This is a genomic window from Pseudomonas sp. 24 E 13 (assembly GCF_900004715.1).
GTDB lineage: Bacteria > Pseudomonadota > Gammaproteobacteria > Pseudomonadales > Pseudomonadaceae > Aquipseudomonas > Aquipseudomonas orientalis_A.
In genome coordinates this window covers 36946-52377 of the sequence record NZ_CVTO01000113.1, presented here as the reverse complement: position 1 = coordinate 52377, position 15432 = coordinate 36946, and the positions used below count along the sequence as shown (strand labels likewise).

Below are 15432 nucleotides of genomic sequence, written 5' to 3'. Positions count from 1 at the left end.
TCAGACCGTTACGGGGTCTGTCTTGTCGACATTGATCCCGTAGCGGTTGATCGCCTCTGTGATGTTGTCACGACCGATCACACCGTCATCCGCCAGTGCCTTCAGCGCCGCCAGCACGATGAAGTGGCGGTCCACTTCAAAGAACTCGCGCAACGCTTCCCGGGTGTCCGACTGCCCGAACCCATCGGTTCCCAGCGCGACAAAGCGGCGGCCCTGTACGAAGGGGCGAATCTGATCGGCGAATAATTTCATGTAGTCCGTCGCCGCCACCACCGGCCCGGCTTTTCCGACAAGGCACTCCTCCACGTAACTCAGACGCGGCTCACTTTGCGGATGCAACAGGTTCCAGCGCTCTACGGCGTGCCCGTTACGGCGCAACTCGGTCAGGCTGGTGACGCTCCACACATCGCTCTCTACAGCGAAATCTTCCCGGAGCAGCGACGCTGCAGCGATGACTTCGCGCAGGATCGAACCACTTCCCATCAGCTGAACCCGAGCATCCGGGTGTGTGCTCAGCGGATACATCCCCTTGAGAACCCCATCCTCTACGCCTTCGGGCATTGCCGGGTGCGGGTAGTTTTCGTTGAGCAGGGTGATGTAGTAGTAAATGTCTTGCTGTTCGACATACATGCGCCGCATGCCCTCGCGAATAATCACCGCCAGCTCGTAGGCAAAGGTCGGGTCGTAGGCCACGCAGCACGGCACTACCGAGGCCAGGATATGGCTGTGCCCGTCGTCATGCTGCAACCCTTCACCCATCAAGGTGGTGCGCCCGGCCGTGGCACCCAGCAGAAAGCCGCGGGCGCGCGCGTCGCCCGCCGCCCAGGCCAGGTCGCCGACGCGCTGGAAGCCGAACATCGAATAGAAAATATAAAACGGGACGGTCATCAGGCCATGGTTGCTGTAGGACGTACTTGCCGCGATCCAGGAGGAAATGGCACCCGATTCATTCAGGCCTTCCTGCATGATCTGTCCGTCCTTGCTCTCTTTGTAGTAGCTCAGTTGCCCGGCGTCCTGCGGGGTGTAAAGCTGGCCCACGGCGGAATGGATGCCGATCTGCCGGAACAGGCTCTCCATGCCGAAGGTGCGCGACTCATCCGGCACGATAGGGACGATCAGCTTGCCCAGATGCGGGTCCTTGAGCAGCGTGCCGAGGATGCGTACAAACGCCATGGTGGTGGATATGGCGCGCTCGCCGGTGTCCTTGAGTTGAGTGGCGAATGCGGACAGGGGCGGGACAGTCAACGGGGCAACGTCAGTGTGCCGGGCCGGCACATACCCGCCCAGCGCCTGGCGCCGGGCATTGAAATAGCGCGCTTCTGTGCTGTCGGCCGCCGGCTTGAGGTAAGGAATTTCGTCGAGCAGGTCATCGGCCACTTCCAGCCCGAATCGGTCGCGGAAGGCTTTTACCGCGTCGGCACCCATCTTCTTCAATTGATGATTGACGTTCTGGCCTTCGCCCGCTTCGCCCATGCCGAAGCCCTTGACGGTCTTGGCCAGGATCACCGTGGGCTGGCCCTTGTGGCGCACTGCGGCGGCGTAGGCGTTGTAGACCTTGAGCGGGTCATGGCCGCCCCGTGAGAGTTTCCAGATATCGTCGTCGGACATGTCCGCAACCAGTGCAAGCAATTCCGGGTATTTGCCGAAGAAATGCTCGCGCACATAGGCGCCATTCTGGGATTTGTAATTCTGGTAGTCGCCGTCCACGCATTCCATCATGCGCTGGCGCAGCAGGCCGCTGTGGTCTTTGTCCAGCAGCGCATCCCAGCCACCGCCCCAGATCACCTTGATCACATTCCAGCCGGCGGCACGGTACACGCTCTCGAACTCCTGGATCACCTTGGCGTTACCGCGCACCGGACCGTCCAGGCGCTGCAGATTGCAGTTGACGACGAAGATCAGGTTGTCGAGTTTTTCGCGACCGGCCAGGGAAATGGCGGCCAGGGATTCCGGCTGGTCCATCTCGCCGTCACCGAGGAACGCCCAAACCTTGCGACCCTGGTGTTGCTTGAGGTCGCGAAACTCCAGGTAACGCATGAAGCGCGCCTGATAAGCGGCCGTGATCGGCCCCAGGCCCATGGACACCGTAGGGAATTGCCAGAAGTCCGGCATCAGCCGTGGGTGAGGGTAGGAAGACAGGCCCTCGCCACCGGCTTCGCGGCGAAAGTTATCCAGTTGGGCTTCGTTGAGGCGGCCTTCCAGATAGGCGCGGCCGTAGATGCCGGGGGAGGAATGGCCCTGGATGTACACAAGGTCGCCGTCGAAGGTGTCGGTTCGGCCGCGAAAGAAATGGTCGAAGCCTACGTCGTACAGCACAGCGGCTGACGCATAGGTCGCGATATGCCCACCCACGCCTGAGTGTTTGCCGGCACGCAAGACCATCGCCATGGCATTCCAGCGGATAAACGCATTGGTCCGCCGTTCAATGTCCAGGTCGCCGGGGTAGGGCAGTTGGCGGTCGGCAGCGATGGTGTTGACGTAAGGGGTAGTCACCCGCCCGTAAAAGTCGCCATGGCGCGCCACGTCGAAATCCAGCAACTGGTCGATCAGGTAATGGGCGCGAGGGCGGCCTTCGGCCGACAGCACCGATTCGATGGAGTCGAGCCACTCACGGGTTTCCTGCGGATCGTGGTCCAGGGATGCGGCGTTATTCGGATTCATATGAGGCTCCAGGGTAGGCGGATCCGGGCGGCGAACGCCTTGTGGGCGCGCTGCGATATAGTTGCAATTGCAACGACATGGCGGAATTTAGCCCGTGATGAGCTACTATTGCAACCTTCTTGAAATTCCCCGGATGGTGTTGCATGTCGTCGAAAGAGCCGGATGTATGGTTCCGTTTTGTCAGGGCCCACAGGACGGTCATCCGTGAGATCGAGCGCCGGCTGACCGAGGCGCAACTGCCGCCGTATGCCTGGTACGACGCGCTGTGGGGCTTGGAAAGCGGTCCTGAAGGCACGCGCCGTATGCATGAATTGGCCGATGTGCTGGCCATTGAGCGTTACAACCTCACGCGCCTGGTCGACCGCCTGGAAAAGGACGGCCTGGTGGTGCGTTCACGTTCCGACGGCGATGGCCGCGCAGCATTTGCCTCGATCACCGAGGCCGGCCGTACGCTGCGCAAGAAAATGTGGAAAATCTACGAAAGCACCGTGGATGAGCTGTTTTTGTCGCAAATCGAGCCTGAGCACCGTCAGGCCTTTGCCGATGCACTGCAGCGTACGGCGGGGTTGGCGATGGAAGCCGGCGTGCAGACCCGTAGCCGGCGCAAAACGTAAATGGGGTGAACCGTGGCGAGGTCATTTCAGGTCATACCGTTGCAGGGCGTGTTCCACCTTGTGTGTCTCGATGTGCCCTTCATCGGCTAACGCTTTTAATGCCAGCACTGCAATCCAGTAGCGGTTCGGCGCGGCTGCCTGTACCGAGCCTGCGCCCAGCGCCACGAAGTGCGTGTTCACATGCGCGGCCAACTGGTCGACCACCACTTGTGGGTAGCCGGTGACGGCAAGCACCGGTGTCCGACTCCCCGCCAGGCAGTCGCGCAGATGGCTGCTGCGCCTGGGCGCGCAGGGATGCAGGCGGTTCCAGCGCTCGGCGGCCGCCGCCTCGCGGGCCAGTCGGGTGTAACTGGGGCAACTCCATACATGCGCCGTGATGCCCCATTGCTGCTCAAGCAATTGCGCGGCGTGCATGACCTCTTCCAGGGCTCGACCGGCACCCAGCAAGCGCACGTTCGCCACGTCGGCAGTTTGCCGCACGGGATACATGCCCTTGATCGCACCTTCGCGGTCCAGCGTCTGCGGTGCGAGGGTGCTGGGCTGATCATGCAGCGCCAGGTAATAAAAGCCCGGCTGGCCATCCACGTACAGCGTACGCAACCCGGCCAGCACGATGGCCTGGGCCTCTTCGCCCGAGGCAGGGTCGTAGGGCGTACAGCGTGGATGGCTGGCCAGCCACAACGGCAGCGACGGTTGCGCGCCCTTCGGCCACGGGGATGGCTGGGTTTCGCTGTCATTGCACAAAATGCCGCGCTGGTCGGTCCGGTGTGACAGTGCACACAGCTGTGCAGACGAGGTGGCGCTGTGCAGGTAGAGCAGCGGCTTTTCCCCGGTATTGCGCGCAAACCAGGTGGGCCAGTTACCCGGGCGCCGACTGCGCGACTGGCCGCGAATCACCCAGGCCTGGCGACTGGATTCCAGCGCGCCGGCCATGCTCAAGACCGTGTACAGCGGTGAGCTGCGCGAGCAGGCGCAGGTGTCCAGTGCGTCGATGCACAGCTGCGCAGCGAGTGCGGTAGAGGCGGGCATGGGGGTGGCTCCTGGCGACAGAGGTGCCTACCCTAATGGAATTGGTCTTATGATTGCAATTGCAATGATTGCAATAGTGCCTCGATCTTCCGACTAAATCAGTCCGCCGCCGCCGCGTTTAATCTTCACGTGCGGGAACATCATGGCGCAGACATTTTTTCGTCATGACGGCACTTTAGTCTGGTCGTGAAGGTCATTAATTGCGCTGGCATTTTTAACTTAACAAGGAGTCCACCATGGACGATTACCAGGAAGAACTGCTGGAGTACCAGGCATTCGAACTCGACCCGCTGGACCCGGTCGACGATGCCACCGAGCTGTAGGGCCGACTTCAGGCGGAATGCCGCTGACTGCGGCGAAATTCCCCTGGGGTCTGGTTGTTCCAGCGCCTGAAGGCGCGTTGGAAGGCTTGGGCCGAGGCAAACCCGAGCAAGTAGGCGATCTCGCCAAAGGCCAGTTCCGTGTCGCGAATGTAGGTCATGGCCAAGTCGCGGCGGGTATCGTTGAGAATCGCACGAAATTGCGTGCCTTCGTCGGCCAGTTTGCGGCGCAGGGTCCAAGTGGGCAGCTTCAAGCGTGCCGCCACTTCTTCCAGGTCGGGTTCCCGGCCACCATTGAGCATCGGCCCCAGCAGTCGAGTAATGCGCTCGCGCAGGCTGCGGGTGCGGGTCAGTTGCTCCAGTTCCCTTTCACACAGCTGTAACAACAGATGCCAGGTGCTCGGGCAGTACTGCGGGTTGCGCAGGGCCAGGGTGGCCTGAGTCAGGCGCAGTTGATTGCGGTCGGCGCCGAACTGCACAGGACTGTCCCCCAGCACGCTATACAAATGGCTGTATTCGGGGGCCTGGAATTCGATTTCGATGCGTTGGGCCGGCACCGGTTGTTGCGCCAGGCTCGACAGTTGATGCAGCCAGCCGGCGATGATCGAGTCCACCACAAAGCGGTTATAGGCGTTGTAGGGACTGATGGAATAAAACCGCAGCCAGGCGCCTTCGGCGTCTTCATGAAAGCTCGATTGCCCACGGTAGTTGGAGCCATACAGTGGTTCGAAGCGCGTCAGCGTGCGCGCGGCTTCGCGTACCGTCGGTGCCTGGGCGGCGGTGACACCGGCGAGCCCGGCCTGGCTCAGGCGACTGAGCTGACCCATGCGCAGGCCCAGGCCCGGATCGCCGGTCAGTTGGATGGCCGCATGCCCCAGGCGCATATAGCGCGGGATCGACAGGCGCGCACCCGCTTCGGCCAGGCGTGCCGGGTCCAGGCCGTATTGCAGCAACAGGGGGTGCGGGTCCAGGCCGTGGCTGTGCACGGCATCGGCCAGGGTGTGCACGAAGCCCACCGACAGATCCCCCAGGCGCACCGGCTTCACGCGGTTACAGCCAGATATTGAGCAGGCGCGCGCCACGGGCTTCGCCGTCGGCGAACAGTTGCCCGTTGCGGCTCAGGAAGCTCTGCCCGGCGCTGCCCAGGTCCCAGAACTGGCCACGCAAAAACACGCTCATGCCCGCTGTGGCCTGGCTGATCGGTGGTTGGCTGATCAGGGTCAGGCGGCGCCAGGCTTCGCCCTCGCTGGTTTCCTCGGGCTTGAGGCTGACTTCCGAAGGGGTCGACACGCTCTTGAAGCCGCGCCATGGGCGGTCCCAGGTGTCACGCCCGGTCACATAGGCCGGCACGGCAATCAACTGGGCACCTTGTTCGTTGAGCTTGCGGTAGTTGTCCGGGTACCAGCTGTCGCTGCCGATCAGCACGCCCAGGCGCCCGGCCGGGGTGTCGACCACGCTGACGATGTTTTCATCGCCGGGTTCGATAAAGCCGCGCTCGTCGTAGATCGGGTACAGCTGGCGCTGCGGCTGGCCCAAGGGCAACCCATCGGCGGCAAAGACCACACTGACGTTGTACAGCGCACCATGGCCGACCTGCAGTTGCCCCAGGTTCACACTGGGATTGGGCAGGGCGATGGAACCGGCCACCAGGGTCACGCCGAATTCCTTGGCCAGGCCGCCAAACAGCACTTGGTAATCGCGCGCCATGCCGGCGGCTTTCATGCGCAGGTACGCATCATCCATGCGGTTGTCGCCGGTGGCGCTGATCCAGGCGCGCAGGAACTGCAACGGATTGCTGATCGACAGCCAGTTCATCGCGTCCTTGAGGTGGGTGGCCTGGTACAGCTCGTTTTTCTCGCCGGCGAGCATCAGCCAGGTGCCGACATGTTCCGGCAGCACGACGACGGTCTTGTCGTTGATCAAGCCCTGTTCGCGGGCCTTCTGCAGGTAGGCCGAGAGCTTCAGGTGCAGGCGCTCCAGGCTCTGGTAATCGGCAGGGAACAGCTCCGGCTGGATGCCCAGCAGGTTGCCACGCTCGGCCGGCTGGCCTTCATTGACCGCGAGGGTGATGCGCAGGTCCGACAGGTAATGCGCCACGGGGCGCTCCTGGGTCCAGACCAGATACGCGGCGAGGGCGGCAACCAGGGCCATGGTGACGGTGAATATGAGTAATTTGCGCATGGGGCAACAGACAACAGACCGGGGGCAGGGTTCGCGACTAGGGTAGGGCTCCTGGCCCGGCTTGCCAAGGGTGGCTGTGCATTTGGATCAATAAGTTGTCAGTTTCAGTCATTGAGCGGTAGGTGATCGCCTCTTAGTCTGTGGGACATAAACCGATGGGGTGCCATTCGAGCCCTCCACGTCCCGTGATGATCCGTTGTGGAGCTGTACCATGACCGCTGCTGCCTACCCGCACCTGCTGGCCCCGTTGGACCTGGGTTTTACCACCCTGCGCAACCGTACCCTGATGGGCTCAATGCACACGGGCCTGGAAGAAAAGCCCGGTGGTTTCGAGCGCATGGCGGCGTATTTCGCCGAGCGCGCCCGGGGCGGCGTCGGCCTGATGGTCACCGGCGGCATCGGCCCGAACGATGAGGGCGGCGTGTATGCCGGTGCGGCCAAGCTGACCACAGACGAAGAGGCGCAAAAGCACCGGATCGTCACCCGCGCCGTGCACGACGCCGGTGGCAAGATCTGCATGCAGATCCTGCATGCCGGGCGTTATGCCTACAGCCCCAAGCAGGTAGCGCCGAGTGCGATCCAGGCACCGATCAACCCGTTCAAGCCCCGGGAGCTGGACGAGGAGGGCATCGAGAAGCAGATCCAGGATTTCGTCACCTGCTCGCAGCTGGCCCAGGTCGCCGAGTACGACGGCGTGGAAATCATGGGGTCCGAAGGTTACTTCATCAACCAGTTCCTGGCCGCCCACACCAACCATCGCACCGACCGTTGGGGCGGCAGCTTCGAAAATCGTATGCGCCTGGCGGTGGAAATCGTGCGCCGGGTGCGTGAAGCGGTCGGCCCGAATTTCATCATTATTTTCCGCCTGTCGATGCTCGATCTGGTCGAGGGCGGCAGCATCTGGGAAGAAGTCGTGCAATTGGCCAAGGCCATCGAGCAGGCCGGCGCCACTATTATCAACACCGGTATCGGCTGGCACGAAGCGCGTATCCCGACCATTGCCACCAAAGTGCCGCGTGCCGCGTTCAGCAAGGTCACCGCCAAGTTGCGGGGCGCGGTGCAGATTCCGTTGATTACCACCAACCGCATCAACACGCCGGAAGTCGCCGAGCAGATTCTCGCCGAGGGCGATGCCGACATGGTCTCGATGGCGCGGCCGTTTCTCGCCGACCCGGAGTTCGTCAACAAGGCCGCTGCCGGGCGCGCCGACGAGATCAATACCTGCATCGGCTGCAATCAGGCGTGCCTGGACCACACCTTCGGCGGCAAGCTGACCACCTGCCTGGTCAACCCGCGGGCGTGCTATGAAACCGAACTCAATTACCTGCCCGTGCAGCAGATCAAGAAAATTGCGGTCGTCGGTGCCGGCCCTGCCGGGCTGGCTGCTGCTACCGTGGCTGCCGAGCGCGGGCATCAGGTGACCTTGTTCGATTCGGCCAGCGAAATCGGCGGCCAGTTCAACATCGCCAAACGCATACCGGGCAAGGAAGAATTTTTCGAGACCCTGCGCTACTTCAAGCGCAAATTGCAGACCACTCACGTCGAGCTGTGCCTCAACACCCGTGTCGATGTGGCGCAACTGGTGGCGGGCGGTTATGACGAGGTGATCCTGGCCACCGGTATCGCACCGCGTACGCCGGCGATTGCGGGTGTGGAGAACGCCAAGGTGCTCAATTACCTGGACGTGATCCTGGAGCGCAAGCCGGTAGGCAAGCGCGTGGCGGTGATTGGCGCGGGCGGTATCGGTTTCGACGTGTCGGAATTCCTGGTGCACCAGGGCGTGTCCACCAGCCTGGATCGCGAAGCGTTCTGGAAAGAGTGGGGCATTGACACTCAACTTGAGGCCCGTGGCGGCGTGGCCGGGATCAAGCCCGAGCGCCATGCACCGGCGCGTGAGGTGTTCCTGCTGCAACGCAAGGCGTCCAAGGTCGGCGACGGCCTGGGCAAGACCACCGGCTGGATCCACCGTACCGGCCTGAAAAACAAACAGGTGCAGATGCTTAACGGCGTCGAATACCTGAAGATCGATGATGAAGGCCTGCATATCCGCATCGGCGCCGAGGGCGAGCCGCAGGTGCTGGCGGTGGACAACATCGTCATCTGCGCCGGCCAGGACCCGCTGCGCGAACTGCACGACGGCCTGGTCGCCGCCGGGCAGAACGTGCACCTGATTGGCGGTGCCGATGTGGCGGCCGAGCTGGACGCCAAGCGCGCCATCAACCAGGGTTCGCGCCTGGCGGCCGAGCTGTAAGTCGACGAAAGGGGCGGTGTTAGACTACCGCTCCTTTTCATTCAGATATTTCCCGATGGGTCCTTTCGACTGGCTGCCTCACGCGCCCCTTGAACCTGTGCAGCTCGACTGGCTGAACGGGGTCGAGTTGGCCATGCTGCGCCTGGACCGTATCGACCCACTGATCAGCGGCAACAAGTGGTTCAAGCTCACCGAACACCTGAATCAAGCCCGCGACGCGGGGGCCAGCGGGGTCATCAGCCTCGGTGGGGCGTACTCCAACCATCTGCACGCCCTGGCGGCGGCGGGCAAGCGCTTTGGCTTTCCCACGGTCGGCCTGTTGCGCGGTCATCCTCAAGACACACCCACCGTGCTCGACCTCAAGGCGTTCGGCATGCACCTGCATTGGCTCGGGTACGGCGGCTATCGCGCACGCCATGAGCCGGGCTTCTGGTTGCCCTGGCGCGAACAGTATCCCCATCTTCATCCGGTGCCCGAAGGCGGCGGCGGGCTGGCGGGTGCGCTGGGCTGCGCGGTGCTGGTCGAGCAGGCGCAGGCGCAGTTGAGTCAGCTCGGCTGGGCGGATTACGACGCTTGGTGGCTGGCAGCCGGTACCGGGACGACACTGGCCGGGTTGGTATTGGCCGAGGCGGGCAGGCGTACGGTCTACGGCGCATTGGCAGTGCCGGACGATCACGGTGTCGCGCAGAACGTAAGTGCCATGGTGCACAACGGTTACGAACTGATCGACGCCAGCCGAGACGGCTTTGCCAAGGTCGATCCGCTGCTGCTCGATTTTATCGAACGCACCGAACAGGCCAGCGGTGTGCCGCTGGAGCCGCTCTACACCGGCAAGGCGCTGCTGGCGTTGAAGCAACAGATCGAGGCCGGACGCTTCGCCCCCGGTAACCGCCTGATCTTCATCCACACCGGCGGCCTGCAAGGCCGCCGAGGTTTCAATGCCTAGAGCAGACCCCCTGTGGGAGGGGGCTTGCCCCCGATGGCCATGGGAAATCGCCACAATGCTGTAGCAGCCCACGCTAACCCCGCAAATCTGGAGCGTATAAAATCCCTCAAAACACTGGAGATCCAAATGTGGGAGGGGGCTTGCCCCCGATGGCGGTGGGTCAGCGACAACAGAGCTGGCTGACCCACCGCATCGGGGGCAAGCCCCCTCCCACATTTGGACCGGGATCGACAAAAAACACCGGTCGGCTCCAAGGCCGCCGCGCTTTTGCTTTTGATCTCAGGCGCCCCGTTAAACCACGCTGGCCGAACGCAGGCTTGAATCCGTGGGTAACCCGGCAGGACGCCGGGTTAGCCGCACTGGGCCAGGGATGGCCCATTGCGGCGGCCCACGGATTCAAGCCGGAGAGAGGGCACACCGAGCCTAGGCGAGGTGCCGAGTGGTGGGGCAAGAGCGTTTTGCTTACTTTTGCGCTTTTCAAAAGTGAGCCGCCGTCAGGGCGGAACCCTAAGTGGCCGTGACCGCAGAAACGGATATGTACTCGGTCCGACCCAACATCCCGGCCAGCCCCAAGGCCGCCATCGGGGGCAAGCCCCCTCCCACATTTGAACCTCGGAGCGTCAGGTAGATACGTGTTGGCTGTCCGGCCGTCACGGGAGCAAGCTCCCTAGCCACAGGTCCGGCGTCGCACCCAAGTTGTGCAGATACTCATGCCCCGATCAAGGTGTATCACTCGATGGATGTGTTGGCTGACTCGACGCCATCGGGAGCAAGCTCCCTCCTGCCCGGCATCATCCTCAGCGCCGTATTATCGCGCAGCACATAGTGATGAAAGATCCCCGCCAACGCATGCAGCCCGATCAGCCAGTAACCGATCTGGCCAAACAGCACATGCCAGCCTTCAATCTCCTTGGCCAATGCCTTGTTCTCAGCGATCAGCGGCGGCAACTCCATCCCGTAGAACATCACCGAATGCCCCTCGGCGCTGACAATCAGCCAGCCGGCAATCGGCATGCCGATCATCAACCCATACAGCGCAACGTGGGTCAGCGTCGCCAACAGGCGCTGCCATTTCGGCGGCGCCGGCACGATCTTCGGCGCCACGCCCAGGCTGCGGGCGAACAGGCGCAGCCACACCAGCACAAACACGGTCAGGCCGAACATAAAGTGCATTTCGACGATCAGCGTGCGCGCACCGCTGCCTTTGGGGAACTGGCCGCGTAACTCAATGCAGGCGTAGACCACCGCCAGGAGCACCACCATCAACCAGTGCAATGCAATCGACATGGTGCTGTAGCGCGTATCGGAATTTTTCCACGGCATCGTTGGGTTCCTCACTTATCAGGGCAACCTTCCGTTCTTTGACGGAGTGGTTCAACTGTATGCCTGTTTGAAGCGCTTGGCCCGTAGTGAATGCCGGTGCATTGACCTTCGTCAGTGGTTTTGCGGCATTTCCCCGCGAGCCAGGCGTGCGTTGATATCGGCGATGACCTGCGGCAGATCGGTAATAGTGTCGATCAGGTAGTGCGGGCGTGAGCCTTCGAACATCGCTTCGATACGCTGGCGCTCGCCGGCCAGTGTGGCGCTGTCCATCGCCCGGAACTGCTCATAGGTCAGGCCCAGGGCGTTGCCGGAGCAGGTCAGCGCCACGGTCCACATGCCGGCACGGCGGCCTTCGAGGATACCCGGTACGGTGTCGTCGACTTTCACGCACGCCGCCACATCGTCAATGCCCAGCGCGATCACGTTGGCCAGCGCCTGGGCCGGCCATGGGCGGCCATTGGGCACTTCGTCGGTGGCGACCACATGGTCCGCCACGTAGCCGTTGCTGGCGGCCAGGGCGACGACCTTGTCCATCACTTGTTTGGGATAGCCGGAACAGGAACCGATCTTGATGCCCTGGGCGCGCACGCCGGCAAGGGTGTCGAGGGCGCCGGGGATCAGCGCCGAGTGTTCGGCGATTTTCTCGATCTGCAGCGGCATGAAGCGTTGGTAGATGGCGCTCACGTCTGCATCGGTGGGCGTGCGGCCGAAGGCCTTGCGATAACGCTCGGCGACGCGCGGCTGATCGCAGAGGGTGCGGATATGGTCCCACTTGCCCATGCCCATCGGGCCACGAGCCTCTTCGATGGACACCTGTACGCCGAACTCGGCAAAGGCCTCGACAAAAATCTGCGTCGGCGCAAACGAGCCGAAGTCCACTACGGTGCCGGCCCAGTCGAGAATGACGGCCTGGAGCGTAGTGGGGTTTTGATAGTTCATGGTTCAGATCCTGTGGGGTAATGGGGACAATCAGAGGTCCAGCACGTGCATTTCTTGCAGCACCTCGGCGATGGCCTGGACCGCCGCGCGCATGCCCGCCGCGTCGACATGGCCGATGCAGCCCACGCGAAAGGTCTCCACCTGGGTCAATTTGCCCGGATAGAGGATGAAACCCTTGGCCTTGACCCGTTCGTAGAAGTCCGTGAACTGGTAGCGCGGGTGTTGCGGGGCGTGGAAGGTGACGATGATCGGCGCCTGGATCGCCGCCGGCAGGAAACTGCGCAGACGCAGTGCGGCCATGCCGTCCAGGAGCGCGCGGCAGTTATCGGCGTAGCGTTGATGACGGGCGGGCAGGCCGCCCTCTTCGTGGTATTGCACAAGCGCTTCGTGCAGGGCGGCGACCACATGGGTGGGCGGTGTGAAGCGCCACTGGCCGGTGCGGGCCATGTAGCTGTGCTGGTCGAACAGGTCCATCGCCAGGGAATGAGAGTTGCCTGCGGCCGCAGCCAGCGCGCTCTTTTCGGCGAAGACAAAGCCCATGCCCGGCACGCCTTCCAGGCATTTGCCGGACGCGGCGATCAGCGCGTCGAAGGGCACTTCACGCGCATCGATCGGCAGTGCGCCGAAGGAACTCATGGCGTCGATGATCAGGCGCTTGCCGTGACGCTTGACCACTTCGGCGATCTGCGCCAGCGGGTTGAGGATGCCGGTGCTGGTCTCGCAGTGGATCAGCGCGACATGGGTGATCGCGGCGTCGGCGTGCAGCAGGCGGTCCACCTCGGCGGCGGTGGTGAGTTGGTCTTCGGGCGTTTCGAAGGTGCTGTACGCGCGGCCGAGCACGTCACAGATCTTCGCCAGGCGTTTGCCGTAGGCGCCGTTGATCAGCACCAGTACCTTGCCGTTACGCGGCACGAGGGTGCCGATGGCGGCTTCGACGGCGAAGGTGCCGCTGCCCTGCAACGGCACGCAGTGGTGGCTGGCGGCGCCATGGATGATCGCCAGCAAATGCTCGCACACGCTGGCGGTGAGTTGGTTGAAACGCTCATCCCATGAACCCCAGTCCACCATCATCGCCTGGCGCGTGCGGTTGGAAGTGGTCAGGGGGCCGGGGGTCAGCAGGAGCGGCGCGGCAGGGGTCATCTCGGGTCCTCGTAAAACAACGGGTCGACTCTAGGGCACCTAAATTGCAGTTTGGCTTGTTATCAATCAAATTGTTTGTTGTTATGCGAGCTATCAGTGAGGCCGATAACCATGAACCTGTTCCAACTGCGCGCATTCGATGCGGTGGCCCGCGAGGGCAGTTTTACCCGTGCGGCCGCCCGGCTGTTCATCAGCCAGCCGGCGGTGACCGGGCACATCAAGGCGCTGGAGGAGCACTACCAGATCCCTTTGCTGCGCCGCACTGCGCGGCGGGTCGAGTTGACCGAGGAGGGCGCACGCCTGGCGGCGATCACCCGGGCGATCTTCGGCCTGGTGGATGAGGCGCAGGCGATGCTCGAAGCCAACCGCCAATTGCTCACCGGGCGCCTGGAAGTGGCGGCGGACGGCCCGCATCTGGTGATGCCGATGATCGCCCGGCTGCGCGTGCTTTATCCGGGCGTCACGGTGAATCTGCGCCTGGGCAATGCCCAGGAAACCCTGGCGGCGTTGTTGTCCGAGCATGCCGATGTGGCGGTGCTGACCGAAGTGGAGCCGCGCAATGGCCTGCACCTGCATCCCTTGGGCGAGTCGCGTATTTGCGCGCTGGTGCCGGCCGTGCACCCGTGGGCGGGGCAGGCCGAGGGCATTGCACTGTCGGGGTTGAACGAAGAGATCATGGTGCTGCGCGAGCCCGGTTCCATCACCCGGCGTACCTTTGATGAGGCGTGCCTGGCTGCCGGTGTGCGGCCCAGGGTGCTGCTGGAACTGGACAGCCGGGAGGCGGTGACGGAGGCCGTTGCGGCGGAGCTGGGCCTGGGGGTGGTGTCGTCGATGGAGGTCAGCCGCGACCCACGCGTATGTGCCGTGCCGATTCGCGGCGACGGCCTGCAGAACCGGCATCTGCTTGGCTGCCTGGAGCGGCGCCGGTCGTTGCGCTTGATCCAGGCCTTTTTCGAGTTGGCGCCCTGAGGGTTTTTTGGTGGAACGATGCGTTGCTGCGCTATAAACTCTGCCCCCAAAGCGCCGGCCAGTAGACGTTTCGGCGCCATGGAAAGTAGAGAGTGAGTCATGGGCGCACAGTGGAAAGTCAAACATAAAGAAGCGGCAGCCAATGCCAAGGGCAAGATTTTCGGCAAGCTGGTGAAAGAAATCACCATCGCCGCCCGCAACGGTGCGGACACCTCGACCAACGCTCACCTGCGTCTGGTGGTGGAGCAGGCCAAGAAGGCCTCGATGCCCAAGGAAACCCTGGACCGCGCGATCAAGAAGGGCGCCGGTCTGCTCGGTGAAACCGTGCAGTACCACCGTGTCACCTACGAAGGTTTCGCCCCGCACCAGGTGCCATTGATCGTCGAGTGCGTCACCGACAACATCAACCGCACCGTGGCGGAAATCCGCGTGGCGTTCCGCAAGGGCCAATTGGGGGCTTCCGGCTCGGTGGCCTGGGACTTCAATCACGTCGGGCTGATCGAAGCGTCGCCGGACACCCCGGACGCTGATCCGGAAATGGCCGCCATCGAAGCCGGTGCCCAGGACTTTGAAGACGGCGAGGAAGCAGGCACCACTTTGTTCATCACCGAAACCACCGATTTGGACGCTGTGCAGAAAGCCTTGCCGGAGCAGGGCTTTACCGTGCTGTCGGCCAAGCTGGGCTATCTTTCGAAGAACCCGGTCAGTGGGTTGAGCGATGAGCAGATGGCCGAGGTCGAGGCGTTCCTGGAAGGCCTGGATAACCATGATGATGTGCAGGATATGTTTGTCGGGCTGGCTGGCTGATTTTTATTTGGATGCATGCAGTCAAAATGTGGGAGGGGGCTTGCCCCGATATCGGCCTCCCAGCCTACAGCTACCTGCCTGATACGCCTCGGTCCAATGTGGGAGGGGGCTTGCCCCCGATGGCGGCCTCTGGGCCGACCAGGATGTTGGATCAGATAGAGTACATATCCGTTGCTGCGGTCACGGCTGCTTAGGGTTCCGCCCTGACGGCGGGTCACTTTGGAAAAGCCCCAAAGTAACCAAAGGGCTCTT

The 15432-nt window shown here is 62.9% G+C and carries 12 protein-coding genes; 5 read left to right on the top strand and 7 right to left on the bottom strand.

Annotation, left to right across the window (positions count from 1 at the left end):
- Positions 1-2661 carry a pyruvate dehydrogenase (acetyl-transferring), homodimeric type gene (gene aceE / locus BFP90_RS12030; RefSeq protein WP_065896782.1) on the bottom strand — a complete coding sequence of 887 codons (2661 nt, stop codon included), beginning with the start codon at positions 2659-2661 and terminating at the stop codon, positions 1-3.
- A gap of 143 nt (positions 2662-2804) precedes the next feature.
- Between aceE and BFP90_RS12025 the strand changes: the two genes are divergently transcribed.
- Entirely contained in the window at positions 2805-3275 is a 471-nt protein-coding gene (locus tag BFP90_RS12025; RefSeq protein WP_065884864.1) for a MarR family winged helix-turn-helix transcriptional regulator, read from the top strand.
- Between the two features lie 21 nt (positions 3276-3296).
- On the opposite strand, the gene BFP90_RS12020 is transcribed toward BFP90_RS12025, so the two are convergent.
- The 3 genes from BFP90_RS12020 to BFP90_RS12010 form a co-directional block, all read right to left on the bottom strand.
- Positions 3297-4304: a transketolase-like TK C-terminal-containing protein gene (locus BFP90_RS12020; RefSeq protein WP_065896781.1), complete on the bottom strand. Its 1008-nt coding sequence runs from the start codon at positions 4302-4304 to the stop codon at positions 3297-3299.
- Positions 4305-4635: 331 nt separating this feature from the next.
- Positions 4636-5670, bottom strand: a complete 1035-nt coding sequence (locus BFP90_RS12015) for an AraC family transcriptional regulator (protein WP_065896780.1) — start codon at positions 5668-5670, stop codon at positions 4636-4638.
- 4 nt (positions 5671-5674) lie between these two features.
- The gene (locus tag BFP90_RS12010; protein ID WP_065892538.1) at positions 5675-6805 is read right to left on the bottom strand and encodes a carbon-nitrogen hydrolase family protein; all 1131 of its coding nucleotides are present in this window, start codon (positions 6803-6805) and stop codon (positions 5675-5677) included.
- A 211-nt stretch (positions 6806-7016) separates the two neighbouring features.
- On the opposite strand from BFP90_RS12010, the gene BFP90_RS12005 reads away from it, so the two are divergent.
- Both BFP90_RS12005 and BFP90_RS12000 read left to right on the top strand, forming a co-directional pair.
- Entirely contained in the window at positions 7017-9056 is a 2040-nt protein-coding gene (locus tag BFP90_RS12005) for an NADPH-dependent 2,4-dienoyl-CoA reductase (protein WP_065896779.1), read from the top strand.
- Positions 9057-9111: 55 nt separating this feature from the next.
- A complete protein-coding gene (locus tag BFP90_RS12000; RefSeq protein WP_065896778.1) occupies positions 9112-10002 on the top strand; it encodes a 1-aminocyclopropane-1-carboxylate deaminase/D-cysteine desulfhydrase in 891 nt (296 codons plus the stop codon).
- A gap of 729 nt (positions 10003-10731) precedes the next feature.
- Here the strand turns inward: BFP90_RS12000 and BFP90_RS11995 are convergent.
- The 3 genes from BFP90_RS11995 to BFP90_RS11985 all read right to left on the bottom strand — a co-directional run bounded on the left by BFP90_RS11995 (position 10732) and on the right by BFP90_RS11985 (position 13404).
- Positions 10732-11325: a cytochrome b gene (locus BFP90_RS11995; protein WP_065896777.1), complete on the bottom strand. Its 594-nt coding sequence runs from the start codon at positions 11323-11325 to the stop codon at positions 10732-10734.
- Positions 11326-11436: 111 nt separating this feature from the next.
- A complete protein-coding gene (gene phnX, locus BFP90_RS11990) occupies positions 11437-12264 on the bottom strand; it encodes a phosphonoacetaldehyde hydrolase (protein ID WP_065896776.1) in 828 nt (275 codons plus the stop codon).
- Between the two features lie 30 nt (positions 12265-12294).
- Complete coding sequence (locus tag BFP90_RS11985; RefSeq protein WP_065896775.1) at positions 12295-13404, bottom strand: 2-aminoethylphosphonate--pyruvate transaminase; 1110 nt, start codon at positions 13402-13404, stop codon at positions 12295-12297.
- Positions 13405-13515: 111 nt separating this feature from the next.
- On the opposite strand from BFP90_RS11985, the gene BFP90_RS11980 reads away from it, so the two are divergent.
- Together BFP90_RS11980 and BFP90_RS11975 are read left to right on the top strand one after the other, a co-directional pair.
- A complete protein-coding gene (locus BFP90_RS11980; protein WP_065896774.1) occupies positions 13516-14373 on the top strand; it encodes a LysR substrate-binding domain-containing protein in 858 nt (285 codons plus the stop codon).
- A 99-nt stretch (positions 14374-14472) separates the two neighbouring features.
- Positions 14473-15180, top strand: a complete 708-nt coding sequence (locus tag BFP90_RS11975; protein ID WP_065896773.1) for a YebC/PmpR family DNA-binding transcriptional regulator — start codon at positions 14473-14475, stop codon at positions 15178-15180.
- The last annotated feature ends 252 nt before the right edge of the window (positions 15181-15432 follow it).